The organism is Bradyrhizobium sp. ISRA436 (assembly GCF_029910015.1).
In the GTDB taxonomy this organism is placed as follows: domain Bacteria; phylum Pseudomonadota; class Alphaproteobacteria; order Rhizobiales; family Xanthobacteraceae; genus Bradyrhizobium.
In genome coordinates, this window is sequence record NZ_CP094519.1 from 2,086,478 (window position 1) to 2,103,465 (window position 16,988).

Consider the following 16,988-nt stretch of genomic DNA (forward strand, 5'->3'; position numbering starts at 1 on the left):
AAACCTGCCGGTCATTGATTTTGCAGCATCTTATCTTTGAAAGGCCGTCAGCGGGTACGACGTTCTGGTCCGAACCCGTGGGTGTCATACGACGGCCGCGACGCCAACAACGCCTTGATCACGTAGAAGACGTGCAAATCCGGCGTCGATATCTGAATCGGCAAGATCCTTCAGAAACCACCGCTAGGACTCGGTGGCTGTCGCTGCGGAGGCCAGAGCCCCCTAGGTCAACTCCGTTGCGGCTTGGCTGCCGACTTCTCGGGCTCACGGCTTCATGGCCGCCGCCCTCACGTGGACAGTGTCACCTGGGTACGGCCACGTACTTGTCCGGGATGAGCCACAGGCCGGCGTCGAGCGGCGGCTTGATGTCGAACATCTCGGCGCGGTTCCGGAAGTGGAAGACCCGCCGGATGCGGTAGGTCGATGGATTCTGGGCGGCAACTTCGTACTGGGTGCGGGACAGCCAGAACCGCGTCCGCGCGTGCCCGTTGGTGGTCTTGATCTCGAGAAGGCTTTCCTCGCCTTCCGACTCGAAGGACCGAATGTCGTAGCCCCGATGGTCTTCGCCGCGATCGGCGGGCCAATCCATCTCCTTGGCCAGGTCGCGCCGACCGGCCCGGCACAGCCGATCGAATTCGAACCTGAACACCATTTCCTCGCCGGCACGCCCGAGGGAGCGGTTGAGCTCGTCCGGGGCCGCCGGGTCGTACCTGCTGACCAGGCGCCGCAGCGCCGGATGACGGTCCTGCAGGTCCGAATTCAGAAATGCCGGTGGCGGCACCAGCGCCGGCCCTCCCGCCGACGTGAAGCGCGGCTGTATCGACGCCGGGTCAGCAAGAACCTTCGGATGCAGTCCCAACTGGGCCTCGACGGCCTCCACTAACGCGTCCTGGTAATTATGGGCGGGCAGCAACCCCGGGAGCCAGGCAATCCCGAGCTCGCTAGAACCGCGGACACGTTACGGAGCTCGATCGACTTCTCGGAGCGGCCAACCTCTGGCGCCAGCCTCCGATACAGATCGGCCTTGCTGACCTTGTCGCCGGCGCGCTCCCGCTCAAGCATCAGGAAATAGTTCGCGACCACGATTGCGACCTGCTCGGCCGTCCAGTCGGTGCCCTTGGCTCCCGACGCTGTGCTCTCGGCGTCCACTGATCGCTTCCCCTGCTCGCCGGGAATCCTACCAGGCAGCAGCCGATCCGCAAAATTCCGCAAAGACGCAATCGGGTAGGCGCGCAATTCAATCTCCCTATATAGATCAGGGAACGGCGAAAGAGACGAGCTCGCTTCCATGCCCTGTCACGGGTTGAACTGCACCAGCGAAGAACTGATCAAGGCGCACATAATCCCCGCCAGCTTCGGCCGATTCATCCGTGGCACGAACGCCAACGTGAAGATGACGCCGGAAAGGGTCGGCGTAGCGATGCCACAACTAGGAGAATACGATCACGACATACTTTGCGGCCCGTGCGACCGATTCTTAGGCCTGGACGACGAGTACGCGCTGGGCATTTGCGAACGCTTCGAATCCGATCACCGAAAGTTGGATCAGGGCATTTTTGAGCTTCCCGGCGTCGATTGCGAGCGCTTCTGCAAATTCGTCCTGTCCGTCCTATGGCGCGCTTCGATCAGTCGTCGCCCAAATTTCAGTTCGATCGATCTCGGACCCTATGAGGATCGGGCGAGGGGCGTGTTGTTCGGGGCTACACCCCTCTCCAGCCTGCGCGCATTCGAAGTGATCATTCAGCGCTACCGCAGCGACCACATGGACACGACGAAGTGGTACTTTCAGCCGGTGCGGCAGCCGTTCGGCGAGTTGAACGCCTACGGCTTCGGCTTGGCCGGATTCCGCATCGTCGCGAAACTCGACAATAGGCTTTTCCCCGAAGGCTACCGTCCGCTCATTCTCAATCGTTCGGGCGTCTTCCGTGGGCTGTACGTCAGTCTCGAAGACTGTTCCGAATTCGAGTCGATGGCGATGATGGTGCGAAACAATGCCGGTCGAAAAGACCCATTCCGCCGGTCAACTTCAACGTAATTCGACGCCGACACGTGAGCGATCCGCAACGCGACCGAGATCCATGATCGTGCGCGAAAAGCCCTTGAACCGTGCCTTTTTTATACGTTGCGAACGACGCCGTGGGGTATTGTGCGGCACCTCCGGATTCGCCGGTGCTGCATGAGGCCGGCGCGATTCGCGAGTGCGAAGAGCACGCTTGGATGCAGGACCGCGCCGATCCTCACGCACGCGAACGCGCCTTCGATATCGCTAGGCGCGATCCGCCGCCCGACATCTCGCCGCAGGCAGCCGTCAACGCAGTCGCAGAAGTCCTGGACGGCATAGGTGATACCTGCCCGGAATGCAACTAAGCGGTCTGCTCCGCCTCCGCCGAGACGCCGTCGTCGCGCTTTTTGTTGATAAGGTTCAAAAGCCGGGCCGCCGCCCGAGCGTCGCATAGCGCGCGATGGTGGCTTGGAGCTCGATGTCGTAGATCGCGCACAACTTTCCGAGTCCGTACGATTTGTGACCGGGATATCGACGCCGCATTCCCACGCAAGTGCACAGCTTCGGAAAGCGAAAGCGCCGTTCGACCCGTTCATACTCATACGACAGGAAGCCGTCGTCGAAATTCACGTTGTGGGCGACGAAAATGCCGTCGCCCATGAACGCCATAAAACTGTCGGCGATTTCGTAGAACACCGGCGCATCCCGAACCATCTGGTTGGTGATGCCGGTCAGTTCGACGATCTTCGCGGGGATAGGCCGCTGCGGATTGACAAGAGAGTGCCACTCGTCGACCACCTGATGGTTACGGACCTTGACGTAGCAATCAAACAAGAACTGACGGCGGCTGGGACGTTGGCAAGTGGTTTGGCCGGACAAAGGCTCAGAAATCAGCCGCTGCAGCTCAGGAAACCGGATTCGCACACGTCAACCGCTCTCAGGGGACGGTGAGGGGGCGAACCGGAGGACGTGCCCTCTAATGGTCTATGAGTATCCTGGATGGTTCTGAACGATGCGTATAGTTGAGCTTTGGGTCTCCGTACCGACGCCCCCCGCCTGTCCTGAAATTCGCCCGCTGGATGCACCAGAATTCTCCCTCGGGCGTCCCAAGATTCGCCCCTGCTTGCATTGAAGTTCGATCGTCCAAGCTCAATATGCAGCGGGCCGGACGGCGTTCCCTAACAAACCCTTAAAAGCGTAACACGCCGTCGTCGATCGGAACCCTGCCGCCACCTGTTGCCTTGAAGACTCGGGCCACAGCTTTGTGCCCGCCCGGGCCGCAGACGGGGGTGGTCAGCGCTGGTTCTTCGGCGCTATGGTGATTCGATGAGGTCGATCGCTAGCGAAGATTCAACGGTTTGTTGGGCTTTGTCGCGGCATCTTGAGGCCGCTCCCACCCTGAGGATTTAGTCGTGCGAGATCGTGACGTCAGGCAAGCTCTGCACCGCAAGGTGCTGAAAGAGCATCACGGCGACGCCGATACGTTGGTGCTCGACGAGCTCGGCCTGCGCCATGGCACCTGCCGGGTCGATATCGCCGTAGTCAACGGCTACCTGCACGGCTACGAGATCAAGAGCGATGCCGACACGCTGGAGCGATTGCCGTCACAGGTGGTGACGTACGGTCTGGTGCTCGACCGGGCAACCCTAGTCGTTGGCGAGCGCCATCTGGCGAAGGCCAAACCGTTTCTGCCGGCGTGGTGGGGCATCAAGGTCGTGACCGCCGGGCCACGGGGCGGCATCAGCTTCGAGACCGCGCAGCCGTTTGCGCAGAACCCCACGATCGACCCGCTCGCTCTCGCCGAGCTGTTATGGCGCCCGGAAGTCGTCGAGATTCTGCAGGAGCGCGAGGCGCCGCCGACCTTACTGCGCAAGCCGCGCGGCGTCCTCTACAAATACCTCGCCGAAACCGTCGAACTCGATGAACTCCGGCCGCTTATTCGGCAGCGATTGAAAGCGCGTGCGCGCTGGCGAGGTCATCGATCACCTTCGTCAGATGCCGGTTCGTCGACACCCACACCCACGTCGACAGATTCCCCGTTGTAGCGGTGCCCGCCGCGCAGTCCTCGATATAGGCGTCACCCGCCGAAAACGCGCGGCCGCTGAAATAGGGCAGGCGCACCAGGGTCGCGCACATCTGCTGATACTGCCCGAACCCATGCGTCCGAACCGGCGTGCCGCGCGCGACGTGCCAGTGGTCGGTGATGGTGTAGCGCAGCTTCGCGAACGGCTTGATCATGCGCATGTCGAGCTCGACCAGGTCGGGATGAGCCACGGCGTAATCGCCGAACGTCGGAATGCGGGTGTCGTGGCCGAGCGTGGCGATGAACGCGCGATAGGCCTGCCACTCGTGGCGCGGAAGCAGCTGGTAGGGCGAGGCGATGTTCGCCACCGAGTTTGGATAAGACGTGCCAGCGATGGTGACGGTGCGCCACTGGTTCAGCATCGGCACCCGGCCCATAAGCGTCTGCATGATCGTGACCATGATGGCGATCGGCACATAGGTCGGCGCGCCGAGGTCGATCACCAGGTCGCACTCGCCGTAGCCGTTGGCCATCGGGCGCAGCAGGTTCTCGATATCGGCCTGCAAGTTCATCCGGTCGAAGTCGGGAAGCGACAGCCGCAGGCAAACACCGCGCCGGTCTTGGCGGGCGACAGCGGCGACGGCCGCGAGGAAGGCGGCATCGTTGGCGAAACTGACCACCGGGATCGCCGAGCAACCTTCGGCGCGGACGGTGTCGAACAAGACCTCGACGCAATGGCGGCCCCCAGCACAGCGGGTCGCGGGCGGCAGGTGTTTCAGGTCAACGAAGCAGGGCCGGGCCTGCCACTTGGATTTCAGCCGCTTGCCGAAGTCGCCAAGATGGTCGTCGGCGCTCTCTTTGTTGGCGCCGGTCTCGAAGTCGAAGCCGACCGGCGGAATCTCCAGCAGGGGCGTGATGCGGTCCTTGACCGGCGTGGCCAGCCGGCTGAGGGCCTGATATTCGCCCATTTTCCACTTCAAAATGGGCACGTAGTGACGGTGATTGAACATATATGGCTCCATAACGGACAATGAAAAACGCCTTCTTCCCAATCCAAGCCAGTATATGTAAGAGATTTTTCCGGATCCGTCAATCAAGTGCCGATTTTGTTGGCGATTTTTGATATTGGCCGAAAAACCAAGCAGCCCCCGGCGAGCCTGATCGGCACCGGGGTAACCGCTGAAGCTTCAAGGGCAAATGAAAATGAAAACAGGCCCGGGCTTTGCGCTCGACCGGGCCTCCTCTAAAAGGCTTGCCCGAAGGTATGCAAATGCAGGGACCAAGCCGGGCGTACCTGACTATAGCGTACGACTTGGAAAACATTCACAGGCGCAATATCGGCCGACCGGTTCAGTATCTACCGGCTTTGGGCCGATCAGGACGAGGCGTTGGCCAAACCACTCTACACCTTCGTCCAACTATCTGCGGCTCTGTACGGGCCTCTACACATGCTCGAAGTCGCGTTGCGCAACGTCGCCGATTGTCAGCTGGCCACCAAGCGCGGCGTCGACGACCCTCAGGTGCTCATCTTGAAATGTCAATCGGTTGCGTGGCTGAGGCACGCGACAACCTAACACGCGACGGCAAGCCCGCCACCCACGGCCAGATGGTGGGCCGAGCTGAACTTTGGGTTCTGGGGTTCGCTGTTCGGCCGGCGCAGCCACCAGTTGTGGCAAGACCTGCGGCCGATCTTCCAGGCGAGGGCATTCAGCGCAACAGCATCGCGTTGCAGCTCGACGATTTTCGCGCCCTGCGCAACCGGATGGCGCATTACGAGCCGATCGTCGCGCTGCGGCTGGCCCAGCGGTATGCCGACATCACGACCTTGACGGGCTAGTTATCGCCCAGTGCCACGGCCTGGATCAATGACACCTCGGAATGGCCCACGGTCTACCCTGGCGTGCCCATCTTGGTCACCGATGCGCAGACGAACCCAGGCTCGCGTTTCGCCGGGCGTCATTCAATTTCTGCCCGCGCAAACGGGGCCCGCTGGTTCTGTCGACGAATTGACGGAACGGCCTTCCATCTCGTCAGATATCCGCCGAGCCTCGTCCGTCTTCGATGCTACGCGAGGATTCGCGCTTTGCACGGCGCCATCCGGCTCCGACGGAGCGTTCTGTCCAAAAAAGTGCCGCAACGAAATCGCAACGAAATGGGTGAAACGACCGTGAACAAAACGGGACAGAGGAGCGTATCAGATCAAGAAAATTCAATAACTTAGAAAATAATCGCTGCGTTCGGGACGCAGGGGTCGCAGGTTCGAATCCTGCCACTCCGACCATTCATTTTTCAGGCGTTTTCTGATTGCTGGCGGTTCCCAAGTCAACCGGCAACGCCTGCTTCACCCCAATGTCATATCAGCTTCCGGGGCGGCGGTCGTGCGCGAATCGCGGCCGCTCGGTTCCTTTATCGTGAGCAGTGCCTAGCCGGCCATCGAGATACAAGGCGGCAGCCGACGCGGGATGGCGTTGAGCGCGCAGCTCTCTGGGGGACTGACGTTGTTTGTGGGGCATGTATCCGCGTTCTCGCGACGTGAATCGTCCGAGGTTTGCATCTTCGTTTCGCCCCCTCTCGATCAGAGGGCGCAGGGAAAGCCGGGTGCCGATCGCACCCATGGGTCCCGCGTAGTAAAAAACGCGGGAGGTAGGACCACAGGTGAGACCGAAGAACACTCCGGCTTTCCCTGCGCGATGGTTTACGGCTTATACGTGCTCTCCCAGGCGAGACTGGGCTCTGTTGTCACCGTCATCAGCAGAGGCATAGCTTCTTGCTGATGAGACACCTGCCACCAGGGCGTCAGGCCTGCACGACTTCACCGTCCGCCTCATGCGCACTCGTCAGTTGCACATTCGGCGTCCACCGCATCCCAACCCAACACTCGTGACGATCGCGAAGCGCCCTCAGGCGGGTGAGACGAGCGCATTCATACACTGAGTTGCGATTCTGGAAAACAGAAATATTTCTGCCGCCAGACCTTGACAGGTTTTTGACCGAGTTGCCCCGGACGGGCTTCCCAGGCCGTGAACCCGTAAATCTCGCAGGCGGACTGCTCGCCAGAGTCCGCTATCCCCCGATAGCGTCCAAATTCCGCAGCGCAGCCAAACGACGCGAAGGCTCATAAGCGGTCATTCAAGCCAGTCGAGAGCGAATTAGCTTGCCTTGCTTTGAGTCCTTTTGCACTCTCAGGCAAGGAGGCCGATGCATGAAGATAATGACCGTCGAGTGCGCTCTCGGAGCGGCCCTGGTGCTGTGTAACCTCGGGACGTCTGGTGCTGAAGCCCGGGCGCGGAAGGCACAGGTCGTTCATGAACCAAGGAGGGTTGTTATCCCGGTGCCCGTGATAAGGCCAACACCGTGGGATTATTATATTGTTCCACGATATCGTTATCGCCCTGAAGACGACCGAGTCGATCCATACGGCCCGCCCCTGGTGTCGTCGTGGGTCCGCTATGAGGGGTGGCGGTGGCCATACTGGTGGTGAACAGCAATCACGCCAAATAGATGCATTCCGGGGGAAGTGGTGATCGTCCCCTGACGGGCGCAGAGGTGAAGCGCAACGCCGGGACAAAACCGCGCATCGTGATGCCGCGTTGTGGCTGCGGACCGCTATGGGGTCACAAGCGGCGGTGGAGGCGAGCGCGGACCGATGTCCAGTTTACCCCTGACAGCCGACGTGACAACGGCTTGAGCTCAATCGGAGTCATCGGCGACACGTTCGGCACGGTCAAGGCGTCGGCGGTCAGATTGCCCCAGCAGGTGGAGAGCAATCACCGGACCGCCAGGTACGACAAAGCGGCGAGCGCAGCGAGTTGCGGAGCGTGACGCCAAGAGGCTTTCAGGTCTACGCGGTCGGGCACAACAGCGGCAACTGCGAAAAGATCATGGGGACGGTCGTCTCATACGATGCTCGCGGCTGGGCCAATGGCCATGTCGAGTGGAACGAGACCAGGTCAGTCTCGAAGCCGACGCCCGGAGTTCTGTTCGATGGGCAGCCCTCGTGGGGCGACAGCAAGGTCATGCAGCTGCCCGACGCGGTTCAGAGCTACCTCGTTTCGGTCAAGCTGTTCAACGGCAAGACACGCGGCTACAACGCGCCCGCGCGGGACGAATTCCTCACGCTGGACAGGGACGACGCCAATCGCAGCCTGAAGCTCAGTCCGCGATCACTTGCCGAGGCCTTCAAATAGTTCCTGCTGCTCGTGGACCGCGAAGAGGAGCGCTGTTGAACGTTGCAACAATGGCGGCGTTCCCTGGACCTCGTGCCAATTAAATTGGGTGGGAGATATGTCAGAGGGGCGCACTCGAGAGGAAGCGTCGTGATTCAGATGGCCGGCCATATCACGGACCAGTCCAGGGGCGTCCAAGGTGGCCTGACTCGCAAACCGCCCAGGTATCCGATTTTGTCTTTTTCTGGGGGCGGGGCACACCCTTCCCATTAATTTTGTCAGATATACCGCGACAAGAAGCGTTTTCCGTAGGACCCTGACGCAATCGCCCTCTATATTATCACGTGACTGGTCGAAATTGCGCTCGTGCGAGAGCCTGCCCCCGAGCTTACAAAAGTGGATCTCGATGATGTTATCGCTTCCCAAAACGAAGATTCGCGTCCTGCTGCTGGAGGGCGTGAACGATTCTGCGGCCCGGATGTTCGAAGCCAATGGCTATACCGAGCTGCAACGCCTGCCCAAGGCGCTGGGAACTGGAGAACTCAAGCGAGCTCTTTCTGGCATCCACATGTTGGGAATTCGCTCGCGGACACAGCTCACCGCGGAAATCTTGGAAACCGCCGATCGCCTGCTCGTTGTCGGCTGCTTTTCAGTCGGCACCAATCAAGTCGATCTCGACGCCGCGCGAAAACTTGGGATTCCTGTATTCAACGCGCCATACTCCAACACTCGCAGCGTGGCTGAACTGACCATCGCCGAGGTCGTGATGTTGTTCCGCCGGATATTTCCGCGTTCGATCTCCGCACATGCTGGCGGCTGGGACAAGTCTGCCGAAGGCAGCCGCGAGGTGCGCGGCAAGACGCTGGGCATCGTCGGCTACGGTAACATCGGCTCGCAACTATCGAACCTCGCGGAAGCCATGGGCATGCGCGTGATCTATTTCGATCAGACCGATAAGCTGCGTCACGGTAATACCGAGCCGACCGACACGCTTGACGACTTGCTCGCGGCGAGTGACGTCGTATCGCTGCATGTGCCGGAGACGCCAGCTACCGCCAATATGATTGGCGCGGCTCAGCTTCAGCTGATGAAGCCCGAGGCCTATCTGATCAACAACTCGCGCGGCACCGTGGTCGACCTCGATGCACTGGCGAGCGCCTTGCGTGACGGCCGGCTGGCAGGAGCCGCGGTCGACGTGTTTCCAGTCGAACCGACATCGAACGAAGACCGCTTCGTATCGCCGTTGCAAGGCTTGTCCAATGTGATTCTCACGCCACATGTCGGCGGTTCGACGGAAGAAGCGCAGGACCGCATCGGCGGCGAGGTGGCCCGCAAGCTGATCGATTATTCCGATGTCGGCTCGACCTTCGGCGCAGTCAATTTTCCGCAGGTGCAATTGCCGGCGCGGCCGACCGGCACCCGTTTCATCCATGTTCACCGCAACAATCCCGGCGTAATGCGTCAGGTCAACGACGCGGTCTCCCGGCACGGGATCAACATCCTGGCGCAATACCTGCAGACCGATCCGGAAGTCGGTTACGTCGTGCTCGAGACCGACGTTGTCGGCGGCGAGGGCGAGGAACTCTTGGCCGAGCTGAAAGCCGTTCGCGGCACTATCCGCGCGCGGGTGCTGTATGACCAGAACCGGCCGCAGAGTCGATAAAGCTATTCGGCTGAGCAGGTGCTATGGTGCAGAACGATCTGCGCGGCGGCATGACGCCGGTCGCTGCATTGGTAGCCCACGGCCGTACTGTGTGGGGGAGCAATTATGTGGCGGCGCGCCTGCCATCATAATGCGCGCTCGGCGCGTTTCGCGTGTAGGCGTGGGGGCTGGACCCCATCTCCGTCCGGAAGGCGAAGATGAAAGCTGACGCGGAGCCGTAGCCCAGTTGCATCGCTGCTTCGGTTACTCCCATGCCGCTTCTCAACAGTTCGATTGCACGCAGCAGCCGTACCCGTCGTCGCCACGATCGGAGGCTCGAGCCCATCTCCGCTTCAAACTGACGCGTGAGCGTCCGCGACGACATGCCGAGCAACTTGGCCCAATCGTCCAAATTTCGCGCGTCCGCCGGATCGACGTAAAGGGCTTCGCAAAGACGCAGCAAGCGTTCGCCGCGCGGCCACGGCAATCCTGCCGTCAGCGCCCGAGCCCTGCCGAGCTGATCGAGGATGAGCGTCGTGACGCGGTCCGTGTAGCCGTCGTCGTCTTTGTGTCCTTCGATGGCAGCCGCTTCGACGATCAGCTCCTTCAACAGAGGTGAGACGGCCAGCACCGTCGGAGTTGACGGCAGATTTCGTCCGGAGTCGGCGGCTATCCAGAGGCTGCGGAATTCGGCACCCAGCAGCGAACCTACCCGATGGCGGATGCCACTCGGCAACCAGACAGCTTGCTCCGGCGAGATGACGAAGGACCGGTTCTCCGCGATTGCCATAAGCACGCCGTCGACCGCGTAGACGACCTGATGCCATTCATGCGCGTGCTCCGGAAATTCGTGCCGTGGCGGGATCGACTGGGCCCGCATCGTAATCGGGCGCGGGGGCAGGGCGTCCGGCGGAGCCGATATCGGGGTCCATGACATGCCGTCTCCGATTGGCTGGTATTATACATAAATTGGCGAAACGTCGAAAGACAGCCGCTTTTCGCTCTGGTAGCGATCGAAATCAAGGGGTGGCACCTCCGAAAGCTCGCCAGCCCATCTTCCGTACCAGGAGCCGAGCATGGCCGAGTTCGACAGTCGCGGCCTTCCGATTTCAACGGGCTCGCCGCAAGCAGCGGGCAGCTACCGCACCGGTGTCGACCTGCTTCTATCGGCCTGGCCGGGAGCGGAGGATGCGCTGCGGCAGGCCATCGATCATGATCCGCAGTTCGCGCTCGCGCACGCCGCCCTCGCGCGTCTGTGCGCGATCAAGGGGCAGCCCGCGGACGCGCGCGCGAGCATCGCGACGGCGCAGGCGATCGTCGCTCGGAACGGTTCGCCGCGGGAGATCAGTCATGTATCGGTGCTCTCGCTTGCTGTGACCGGTCAATCGGTCAAGGCGTTGGAAACCACGCTCGCCCATCTCGATCAATGGCCCCGCGACGTCCTGATCCTCTCGCTGCCGTTGGGAGCCTTCGGATTGTTCGCCTTCTCGGGGATGACCGACCACGATCAGGCGCGCGTCGATCTCTGCGAAACGCTCGCGGACCGCTACGACGCGGACGACTGGTGGTTTCTGACCTATCGCGGTTGGTCCCACGCCGAGAACGGATCGGTCGCCAAAGGCCGCGACCTCGCGCAGCGCGGTCTGGAACAACGCCGCGCCAACGCGAACGCCGCGCACGCGGTCGCGCACGCCATGTTCGAGCAGGGCGCGACCCGGGAGGCGGAGACGCTGCTCGAAGGCTGGCTGCCGGAGTACGACCGGGCAGGCATGTTGCACGGACATTTGGCTTGGCACGCCGCGCTCTCCGCGCTCGAGCGCGACGATCCGCAGCACGCCCTCGCGATCTATTCGAAGCATGTGCGGCCGTCGGTCTCGCTCGGCCTTCCGATCAACGTCGTGAGCGACACCGTCTCACTGTTGTGGCGGCTGCAGGCATACGGCTACGACGTGCCCTCCGGCTTGTGGGAGGAGGCCGAGAGCTACGCGCGATCGCGATATCCGAACCCTGGCCTCGCTTTCGTCGAAGTCCACATGGGACTCTTGGTGGCGGCGACCGGACGACACGTGGCTGCGACCGACCGTATCGACGCAAACGCTCAGCGCGTCGCGGACGGCGCACTGCCGGCCGGCTCCGTCGTCCCGGCGATCGGTTCGGCCGCGCTCGCTTTTGCGAACGCCGATCACGCTGAATGCGTGCGAATCCTCGAGCCCGTGGCCGGAGAAGTCGCTCGCGTCGGCGGCAGCGGCGCGCAGAGGGAAGTCATCGAGGACATGCTGCTGCTCTCTTTGATGCGAAGCGGCCAGTCCGCCAAAGCGCGCGATCTGCTCGATCGTCGCCTTCACCGTCGTCCTTCCCAGCGCGACGCGCGCTGGATGCGTCAAGTCGAGGTCTGAATGTCTCAAGTCGTCGTGCAGGGTCTGGTGGACGCTCCGCCAGCGTTCCGCTTCGAGCGCGCCAACGTCATTAGGCTGGCGATCGCTCAGGCGCTGGCTGGCGCGAACTCGACCGTCATCTACGCGACCGGCGCGGTGGTCGGAGACATGCTGGCGCCCGCGAAGGCGTTGGCGACGCTTCCGATCTCGATCTTCGTAGTCGGGATGGCCGCCTGCACCTTGCCCGCCGGAGCGGTCGCACAGCGTTACGGTCGCCGGGCGGCATTCATGGCCGGGACGGGATGCGGCGTCCTAGGCGGACTGATCGGAACGTTGGCGGTGCTGCAAGCATCGTTCTGGCTGTTCTGCGTCGCGACGTTCTTCGGCGGCGTCTACGCCGCAGTGGTGTTGTCCTTCCGTTTCGCCGCCGCCGACTGTGCGGCGCCGGAGCGGCGGCCTCGCGCGTTGTCGGCGGTAATGGCGGGCGGAGTCTTTGCCGGCGTGATCGGGCCGCAGCTCGTCACGTACACGATGGACCTCTGGCAACCCTATCTCTTCGCGGCCACTTATCTCGGGCAGGCGGCGGTCGCTGCGGTTTCGTTGCTGGTTCTCGCCGGTGTACGTCTGCCCCTGCCGGCGGCTGCCGAGGCCGGCAACGGCCGTCCACTCTCGGTCATCGCGCGCCAACCGCGCTTCATTGGCGCGGTCGTATGCGGCGTCGTCTCCTACCTGCTGATGAATTTCCTCATGACGGCGGCGCCGCTCGCGATGAAGTTCTGCAACCTCCCGCAGCAAGCGGCGAACCTTGGCCTGCAATGGCACGTGATCGCCATGTACGGACCAAGCTTTTGGACCGGACGACTGATCAGCCGGTTCGGTGCGTCGAAAGTCGTGGCGACAGGCCTGCTGCTGACCGCTGCTTCGTCGGCGGTGGGCCTCCTCGGCGTCCAAGTCGCGCACTTCTGGGCGACATTGATCCTCCTGGGAGTCGGCTGGAATTTCGGCTTCGTAGGGGCGTCAGCGATGGTCCTCGAATGCCATAGGCCGGAAGAGAAGGCGCGCGTCCAGTCGCTGAACGACTTCGTCGTGTTCGGCACCATGACTTTCGGCTCGTTCCTGTCGGGAGGGCTTCTCTCCGCATATGGCTGGGACATGGTTCTGTGGCTTTCGTTTCCGCCTCTCATATTCGCCGTCGCAGCGCTGGTGCTGGCGTCGGCTGGACCGCTCCGCGACGATGCGGCCTGATGTCGTCGAGACCGCTTCGATCGCCTGCGGCAAAAACGTCGTCATACGGAACCTCGTCCCAGGGAAAGATCTGGAGAGAACGATTATCGGAGGCACCACCATGAAGCGATCCCATCGCGTCGCGCAGGTCTCAGAACCGCGTACGCTCGAAATTGCGGAACGCGAGACGCGATTTCAGCGTGCTCACGGGCGTACGTCCGCGCATCGAGACCATGCCATTGCAGAGAGCCGCGGAGGCGGTTGCACGGATGAGATCCGGCAGGTCAATTTCAGGATAGTACTGACCATGACGGAGGAGCGCGATGCGCATCAATGACGACCTGACTGTTCCGGTGATCGTTCACGCCGCGCAGCTCCCGTGGACATCAAGCCCGGCGGCCGGCGTCGACCGGCGCATGCTGTTTCGCGTCGGCGACGAGGTGGCGCGGGCCACGTCGATTGTGCGATACGCACCGCGTAGCGCGTTCCCTCGCCATACGCACGGCGGCGGTGAGGAGATCGTTGTTCTCGACGGCGTCTTTGAGGACGAGCACGGCGATTACCCGGTGGGCAGCTACTTCCGCAACCCTCCCGGGACCTCACACGTTCCAGCATCGAAGGGCGGTTGCACGATCTTCGTCCGGCTTTGGCAATTCCGGGACGGCGATCGCGACCAGATCGTACGACGGCCCGCGGAAGGTCGTCAGCTCGAGCCGAGACCGGGCGCGGCAACCGCCATCGAATTGTTCGACGATGGGTTCGAAAATGTACGTTTCGAGAGCTGGATGCCCGGCAGGATGATCATGGTTGAGAACCCACGCGGTCTCGAAATGCTTGTTCTCGCGGGGAGCTTGTCGATCGGCGGCCAGGCGCTGACGTCGCAAAGCTGGGCTCGCTTGCCGGCTGGGCAGGCGCTGAGCACCGTTGCCGGTGCGAAAGGCGCGAAGGTCTGGTTGAAGGACGCACCCCTTCTCCATCCGGACGTATGCCGACTGCCATGAGGTCGATCGGCGTCCATCGGCTATAATTTTTAGCCGAGATCGCGAAGGGGCTCCCCTGACGCGATGGCACCCGCCGACAATCGCGGGCGCACGGGGATCAGCGCGTGTGTCGCGCCGGGCCGACCTATCGCTTCTTCCTGATGCGAGACTGAGGGCGGGACACCTTTACGAAGGATTTGAACGCTTCGGTCACGGCCCGAACTGTTGGAGCATCGATCATTCCCCGGCGAGCCACAACCCCTATCCTTCGATGGACAGGCGGGTCGAACGATATGGACTTGAGTTTATCGGCCGGCTCGAAGGAGAACAAACCGACTGGAATGATGGCGACACCAAGCTTCAACTTCACGATTCTGACCATCGTCTCGATGCTGTCAAACTCCATGAAATCGTTCACAAGGATACGTCTCTCGCGCAAAGTAGCATCGATTACTCGGCCAACTCCCATTGCGGGATTGAAACGAATGAACGGATAAGTCCGTAGCAAATCGCCGGTCGAGCCGCGGACCAAGTCCTTATGAATGACGACTTTCAGCTCCTCTTCGGAGATCTGTTCGAAGACAACGGCTGGATCGAATCTCTCCAGTTCTGTGACGACGGCGACGTCCAGATGCTTCTCCTCGACCTTGAATGCGAGCTCGGGTGAAAGCCCGCTCTGCACTTGAATTCGTAAGCTTGAGTGGTCACTTCGCAATTTCGACAGGGTCTGCGGAAGCAAGTGCGTTGCAACCGATGGGATCACGCCCAGCCTCAACGATCCGGTGAGCCCGGTCGCGGGCGCCGAAGCGAGCAGCCGGAGCGCGTCGTACCGCTCGATGATATGGCGCGCTTCGTCGACAAGCCGCCAGCCGTTGGCATTAAGCACCGGAGGTCTGCTCGTCCGGTCGAAGAGCTTCGTTCTCATGTCGACTTCAAGAGCCTTCATCTGCATGCTGACTGCAGACTGAGTCATGTAGAGTCGCTGTGCGGCGACGTTGAAGCTGCCTCCGTCGGCGATGGCCACAAGCGTTCGGAGTTGTCTGATGCTCATGAGCATCGACTTAACATATTTTGAAGTCGGGCTCATAAAATATTCGTTTGCGTTTTGACAGGCTTCGGGGCGAATTGCGACGGACGTCCTAGCGACCGAAAGAGGACCAACCCATGCACATGAAGCTGTCGCCCGAGCAACTGAAGCTTCGAACAGCCGCCCGCGAACTTGCCGAGGCGGAGTTCGCTCCAAAAGCGGCGGAAGTCGATAGGACGGAAGCCTATCCGTTCGACAACGTGACCGCTCTAAAGCAGGCCGGCTTCATGGGATACACAATTCCGAAGGAGTATGGCGGCCGCGGTGGGAGCTTCTTTGAGGCGGCGCTGATCATCGAGGAAATGGCCCGCGTATGCGGTGCTACGGGGCGAATTGCCGTTGAAGCAAACATGGGCGCCATTTCGGCCGTGATGCAGTACGGCACCGAAAAGCAGAAGCGCTTGGCTGCGGAGTTGGTTCTGGCCGGCGACAAACCTGCGATCTGCATCACTGAACCGAATGCCGGTTCGGCCGCGACTGAAATGACGACGCGTGCGGACAAGCGCGGCGGAACCTATGTTATCAATGGCAAGAAGCATTGGATTACCGGAGGCGGCGTCTCCAAGCTTCATTTGATCTTCGCCCGCGTGTTCGATCAGAGCGGAGTCGAGCAGGGCATTGGTGGGTTCATCGCAGTAGCCGGCGCTCCCGGATTGATCGTAGGTAAGCGCGAGCCAGCCATGGGGCTGCGCGGGATCCCCGAGACGGAGATCATCTTTAGGGATCTCGAGATCAAAGAGGACATGCTTGTCTTGCCGCCGCGGGGCCTGCGTCGCGGCTTCGCCGATCTGATCAATGCGTACAACAGTCAGCGCGTCGGTGCCGGCACGGTAGCGCTCGGGATCGCTCAAGGCGCGTTGGAGAAGGCCGTGGCCTTCGTGAAGGAGCGCGAGCAATTCGGGCGGCCCATTGCCGAGTTTCAAGGCCTCCAATGGATGGTGGCTGACATGGCTGTCGCCATCAATGCAGCACGGCTTTCTCTTCATCAGGCGGCGTTGAGCGCCGACCCGTTTCCCGATGCTCTTTTGGCGGCTCAGGCGAAGATTATCGCGTCGGAGACAGCCAACACGGTCACGAATCAGGCGCTGCAGCTCTTCGGAGCACGCGGATATTCGCGGGATTATCCGATGGAACGCGCCGTCAGGGACGCTCGCATGTTCACGATCGCCGGCGGTACAGCCCAAGTACTGAGGACATTGGTCGCCTCTCGGGTGCTCGACATGAAGCTTCCACAAACGCGAGGTGGCTACAACAAGTCGACCACCTCACTCCGCGATGCTGCCGAGTGAACGCGAGCCTCGATCCAGGTAGCCAACTTTCGACGATTATCGGCCTCGGCCGTCCTCCCGGTCGGGTCTGAGGTCTCTCACTGTAGATCTCGCTCACTGGGCCCGGCGTGAGCATCGGCCCATGCTGGGCTTTTTTCGAGCTCTCCGCCGCCGCCAGTCGCCGCGTGGGTCTGTCCGGCATTTAGAAGACCAGTTCGTGA

16 protein-coding genes, 1 tRNA gene and 1 pseudogene are annotated in these 16,988 nt (G+C 61.6%); 11 read left to right on the top strand and 7 right to left on the bottom strand.

All coding sequences use genetic code 11. From position 1 onward, the window contains the following. Window positions 1-301 precede the first annotated feature (301 nt). Complete coding sequence (locus MTX23_RS09885) at window positions 302-880, bottom strand: DUF3883 domain-containing protein (protein WP_280976439.1); 579 nt, start codon at window positions 878-880, stop codon at window positions 302-304. Next, window positions 880-1,149 carry a hypothetical protein gene (locus tag MTX23_RS09890; RefSeq protein WP_280976440.1) on the bottom strand — a complete coding sequence of 90 codons (270 nt, stop codon included), beginning with the start codon at window positions 1,147-1,149 and terminating at the stop codon, window positions 880-882. The genes MTX23_RS09885 and MTX23_RS09890 overlap by 1 nt, the downstream gene beginning before the upstream one ends. A 139-nt stretch (window positions 1,150-1,288) precedes the next feature. Between MTX23_RS09890 and MTX23_RS09895 the strand changes: the two genes are divergently transcribed. Next, on the top strand, window positions 1,289-2,035 hold the full coding sequence (locus MTX23_RS09895) for a hypothetical protein (RefSeq protein WP_280976441.1): 747 nt from the start codon (window positions 1,289-1,291) through the stop codon (window positions 2,033-2,035). 43 nt (window positions 2,036-2,078) lie between these two features. Continuing rightward, window positions 2,079-2,367 (top strand): annotated as a pseudogene (locus MTX23_RS09900) (hypothetical protein). Between the two features lie 55 nt (window positions 2,368-2,422). Here MTX23_RS09900 and MTX23_RS09905 read toward each other — a convergent pair. Next, on the bottom strand, window positions 2,423-2,926 hold the full coding sequence (locus MTX23_RS09905; protein WP_280976442.1) for a 3'-5' exonuclease: 504 nt from the start codon (window positions 2,924-2,926) through the stop codon (window positions 2,423-2,425). A gap of 488 nt (window positions 2,927-3,414) precedes the next feature. Between MTX23_RS09905 and MTX23_RS09910 the strand changes: the two genes are divergently transcribed. Next, a complete protein-coding gene (locus MTX23_RS09910) occupies window positions 3,415-4,047 on the top strand; it encodes a sce7726 family protein (RefSeq protein ID WP_280976443.1) in 633 nt (210 codons plus the stop codon). On the opposite strand, the gene MTX23_RS09915 is transcribed toward MTX23_RS09910, so the two are convergent. Next, window positions 3,938-5,122: a beta family protein gene (locus tag MTX23_RS09915; RefSeq protein WP_280976444.1), complete on the bottom strand. Its 1,185-nt coding sequence runs from the start codon at window positions 5,120-5,122 to the stop codon at window positions 3,938-3,940. The genes MTX23_RS09910 and MTX23_RS09915 overlap by 110 nt on opposite strands. Window positions 5,123-5,574: 452 nt before the next feature. Here MTX23_RS09915 and MTX23_RS09920 point away from each other — a divergent pair, with 452 nt between their 5' ends. From MTX23_RS09920 to serA, 4 genes are all read left to right on the top strand, one after another. Next, a complete protein-coding gene (locus tag MTX23_RS09920; protein ID WP_280976445.1) occupies window positions 5,575-5,862 on the top strand; it encodes a hypothetical protein in 288 nt (95 codons plus the stop codon). A gap of 348 nt (window positions 5,863-6,210) precedes the next feature. Then, window positions 6,211-6,306, top strand: a tRNA-Pro gene (locus MTX23_RS09925). 1,600 nt (window positions 6,307-7,906) lie between these two features. Then, the gene (locus tag MTX23_RS09930; RefSeq protein ID WP_280976446.1) at window positions 7,907-8,212 is read left to right on the top strand and encodes a hypothetical protein; all 306 of its coding nucleotides are present in this window, start codon (window positions 7,907-7,909) and stop codon (window positions 8,210-8,212) included. Between the two features lie 385 nt (window positions 8,213-8,597). Then, a complete protein-coding gene (gene serA / locus MTX23_RS09935; RefSeq protein WP_280976447.1) occupies window positions 8,598-9,854 on the top strand; it encodes a phosphoglycerate dehydrogenase in 1,257 nt (418 codons plus the stop codon). A 103-nt stretch (window positions 9,855-9,957) separates the two neighbouring features. Here serA and MTX23_RS09940 read toward each other — a convergent pair whose 3' ends face one another. Further along, complete coding sequence (locus MTX23_RS09940) at window positions 9,958-10,770, bottom strand: helix-turn-helix transcriptional regulator (protein WP_280976448.1); 813 nt, start codon at window positions 10,768-10,770, stop codon at window positions 9,958-9,960. Window positions 10,771-10,909: 139 nt separating this feature from the next. Here MTX23_RS09940 and MTX23_RS09945 point away from each other — a divergent pair, with 139 nt between their 5' ends. Together MTX23_RS09945 and MTX23_RS09950 are read left to right on the top strand one after the other, a co-directional pair. Further along, window positions 10,910-12,229 carry a tetratricopeptide repeat protein gene (locus MTX23_RS09945; protein WP_280976449.1) on the top strand — a complete coding sequence of 440 codons (1,320 nt, stop codon included), beginning with the start codon at window positions 10,910-10,912 and terminating at the stop codon, window positions 12,227-12,229. Beyond that, window positions 12,230-13,453, top strand: a complete 1,224-nt coding sequence (locus MTX23_RS09950) for an MFS transporter (RefSeq protein WP_280976450.1) — start codon at window positions 12,230-12,232, stop codon at window positions 13,451-13,453. Between the two features lie 130 nt (window positions 13,454-13,583). Here MTX23_RS09950 and MTX23_RS36355 read toward each other — a convergent pair whose 3' ends face one another. Continuing rightward, complete coding sequence (locus tag MTX23_RS36355) at window positions 13,584-13,763, bottom strand: hypothetical protein (protein WP_348637550.1); 180 nt, start codon at window positions 13,761-13,763, stop codon at window positions 13,584-13,586. Here MTX23_RS36355 and MTX23_RS09960 point away from each other — a divergent pair. Further along, the gene (locus MTX23_RS09960; protein ID WP_280976451.1) at window positions 13,756-14,433 is read left to right on the top strand and encodes a cupin domain-containing protein; all 678 of its coding nucleotides are present in this window, start codon (window positions 13,756-13,758) and stop codon (window positions 14,431-14,433) included. The genes MTX23_RS36355 and MTX23_RS09960 overlap by 8 nt on opposite strands. A gap of 124 nt (window positions 14,434-14,557) precedes the next feature. On the opposite strand, the gene MTX23_RS09965 is transcribed toward MTX23_RS09960, so the two are convergent. Next, the gene (locus MTX23_RS09965; RefSeq protein WP_280990722.1) at window positions 14,558-15,469 is read right to left on the bottom strand and encodes a LysR family transcriptional regulator; all 912 of its coding nucleotides are present in this window, start codon (window positions 15,467-15,469) and stop codon (window positions 14,558-14,560) included. 107 nt (window positions 15,470-15,576) lie between these two features. Between MTX23_RS09965 and acdA the strand changes: the two genes are divergently transcribed. Further along, complete coding sequence (gene acdA, locus MTX23_RS09970) at window positions 15,577-16,788, top strand: 3-sulfinopropanoyl-CoA desulfinase (protein ID WP_280976453.1); 1,212 nt, start codon at window positions 15,577-15,579, stop codon at window positions 16,786-16,788. The last annotated feature ends 200 nt before the right edge of the window (window positions 16,789-16,988 follow it).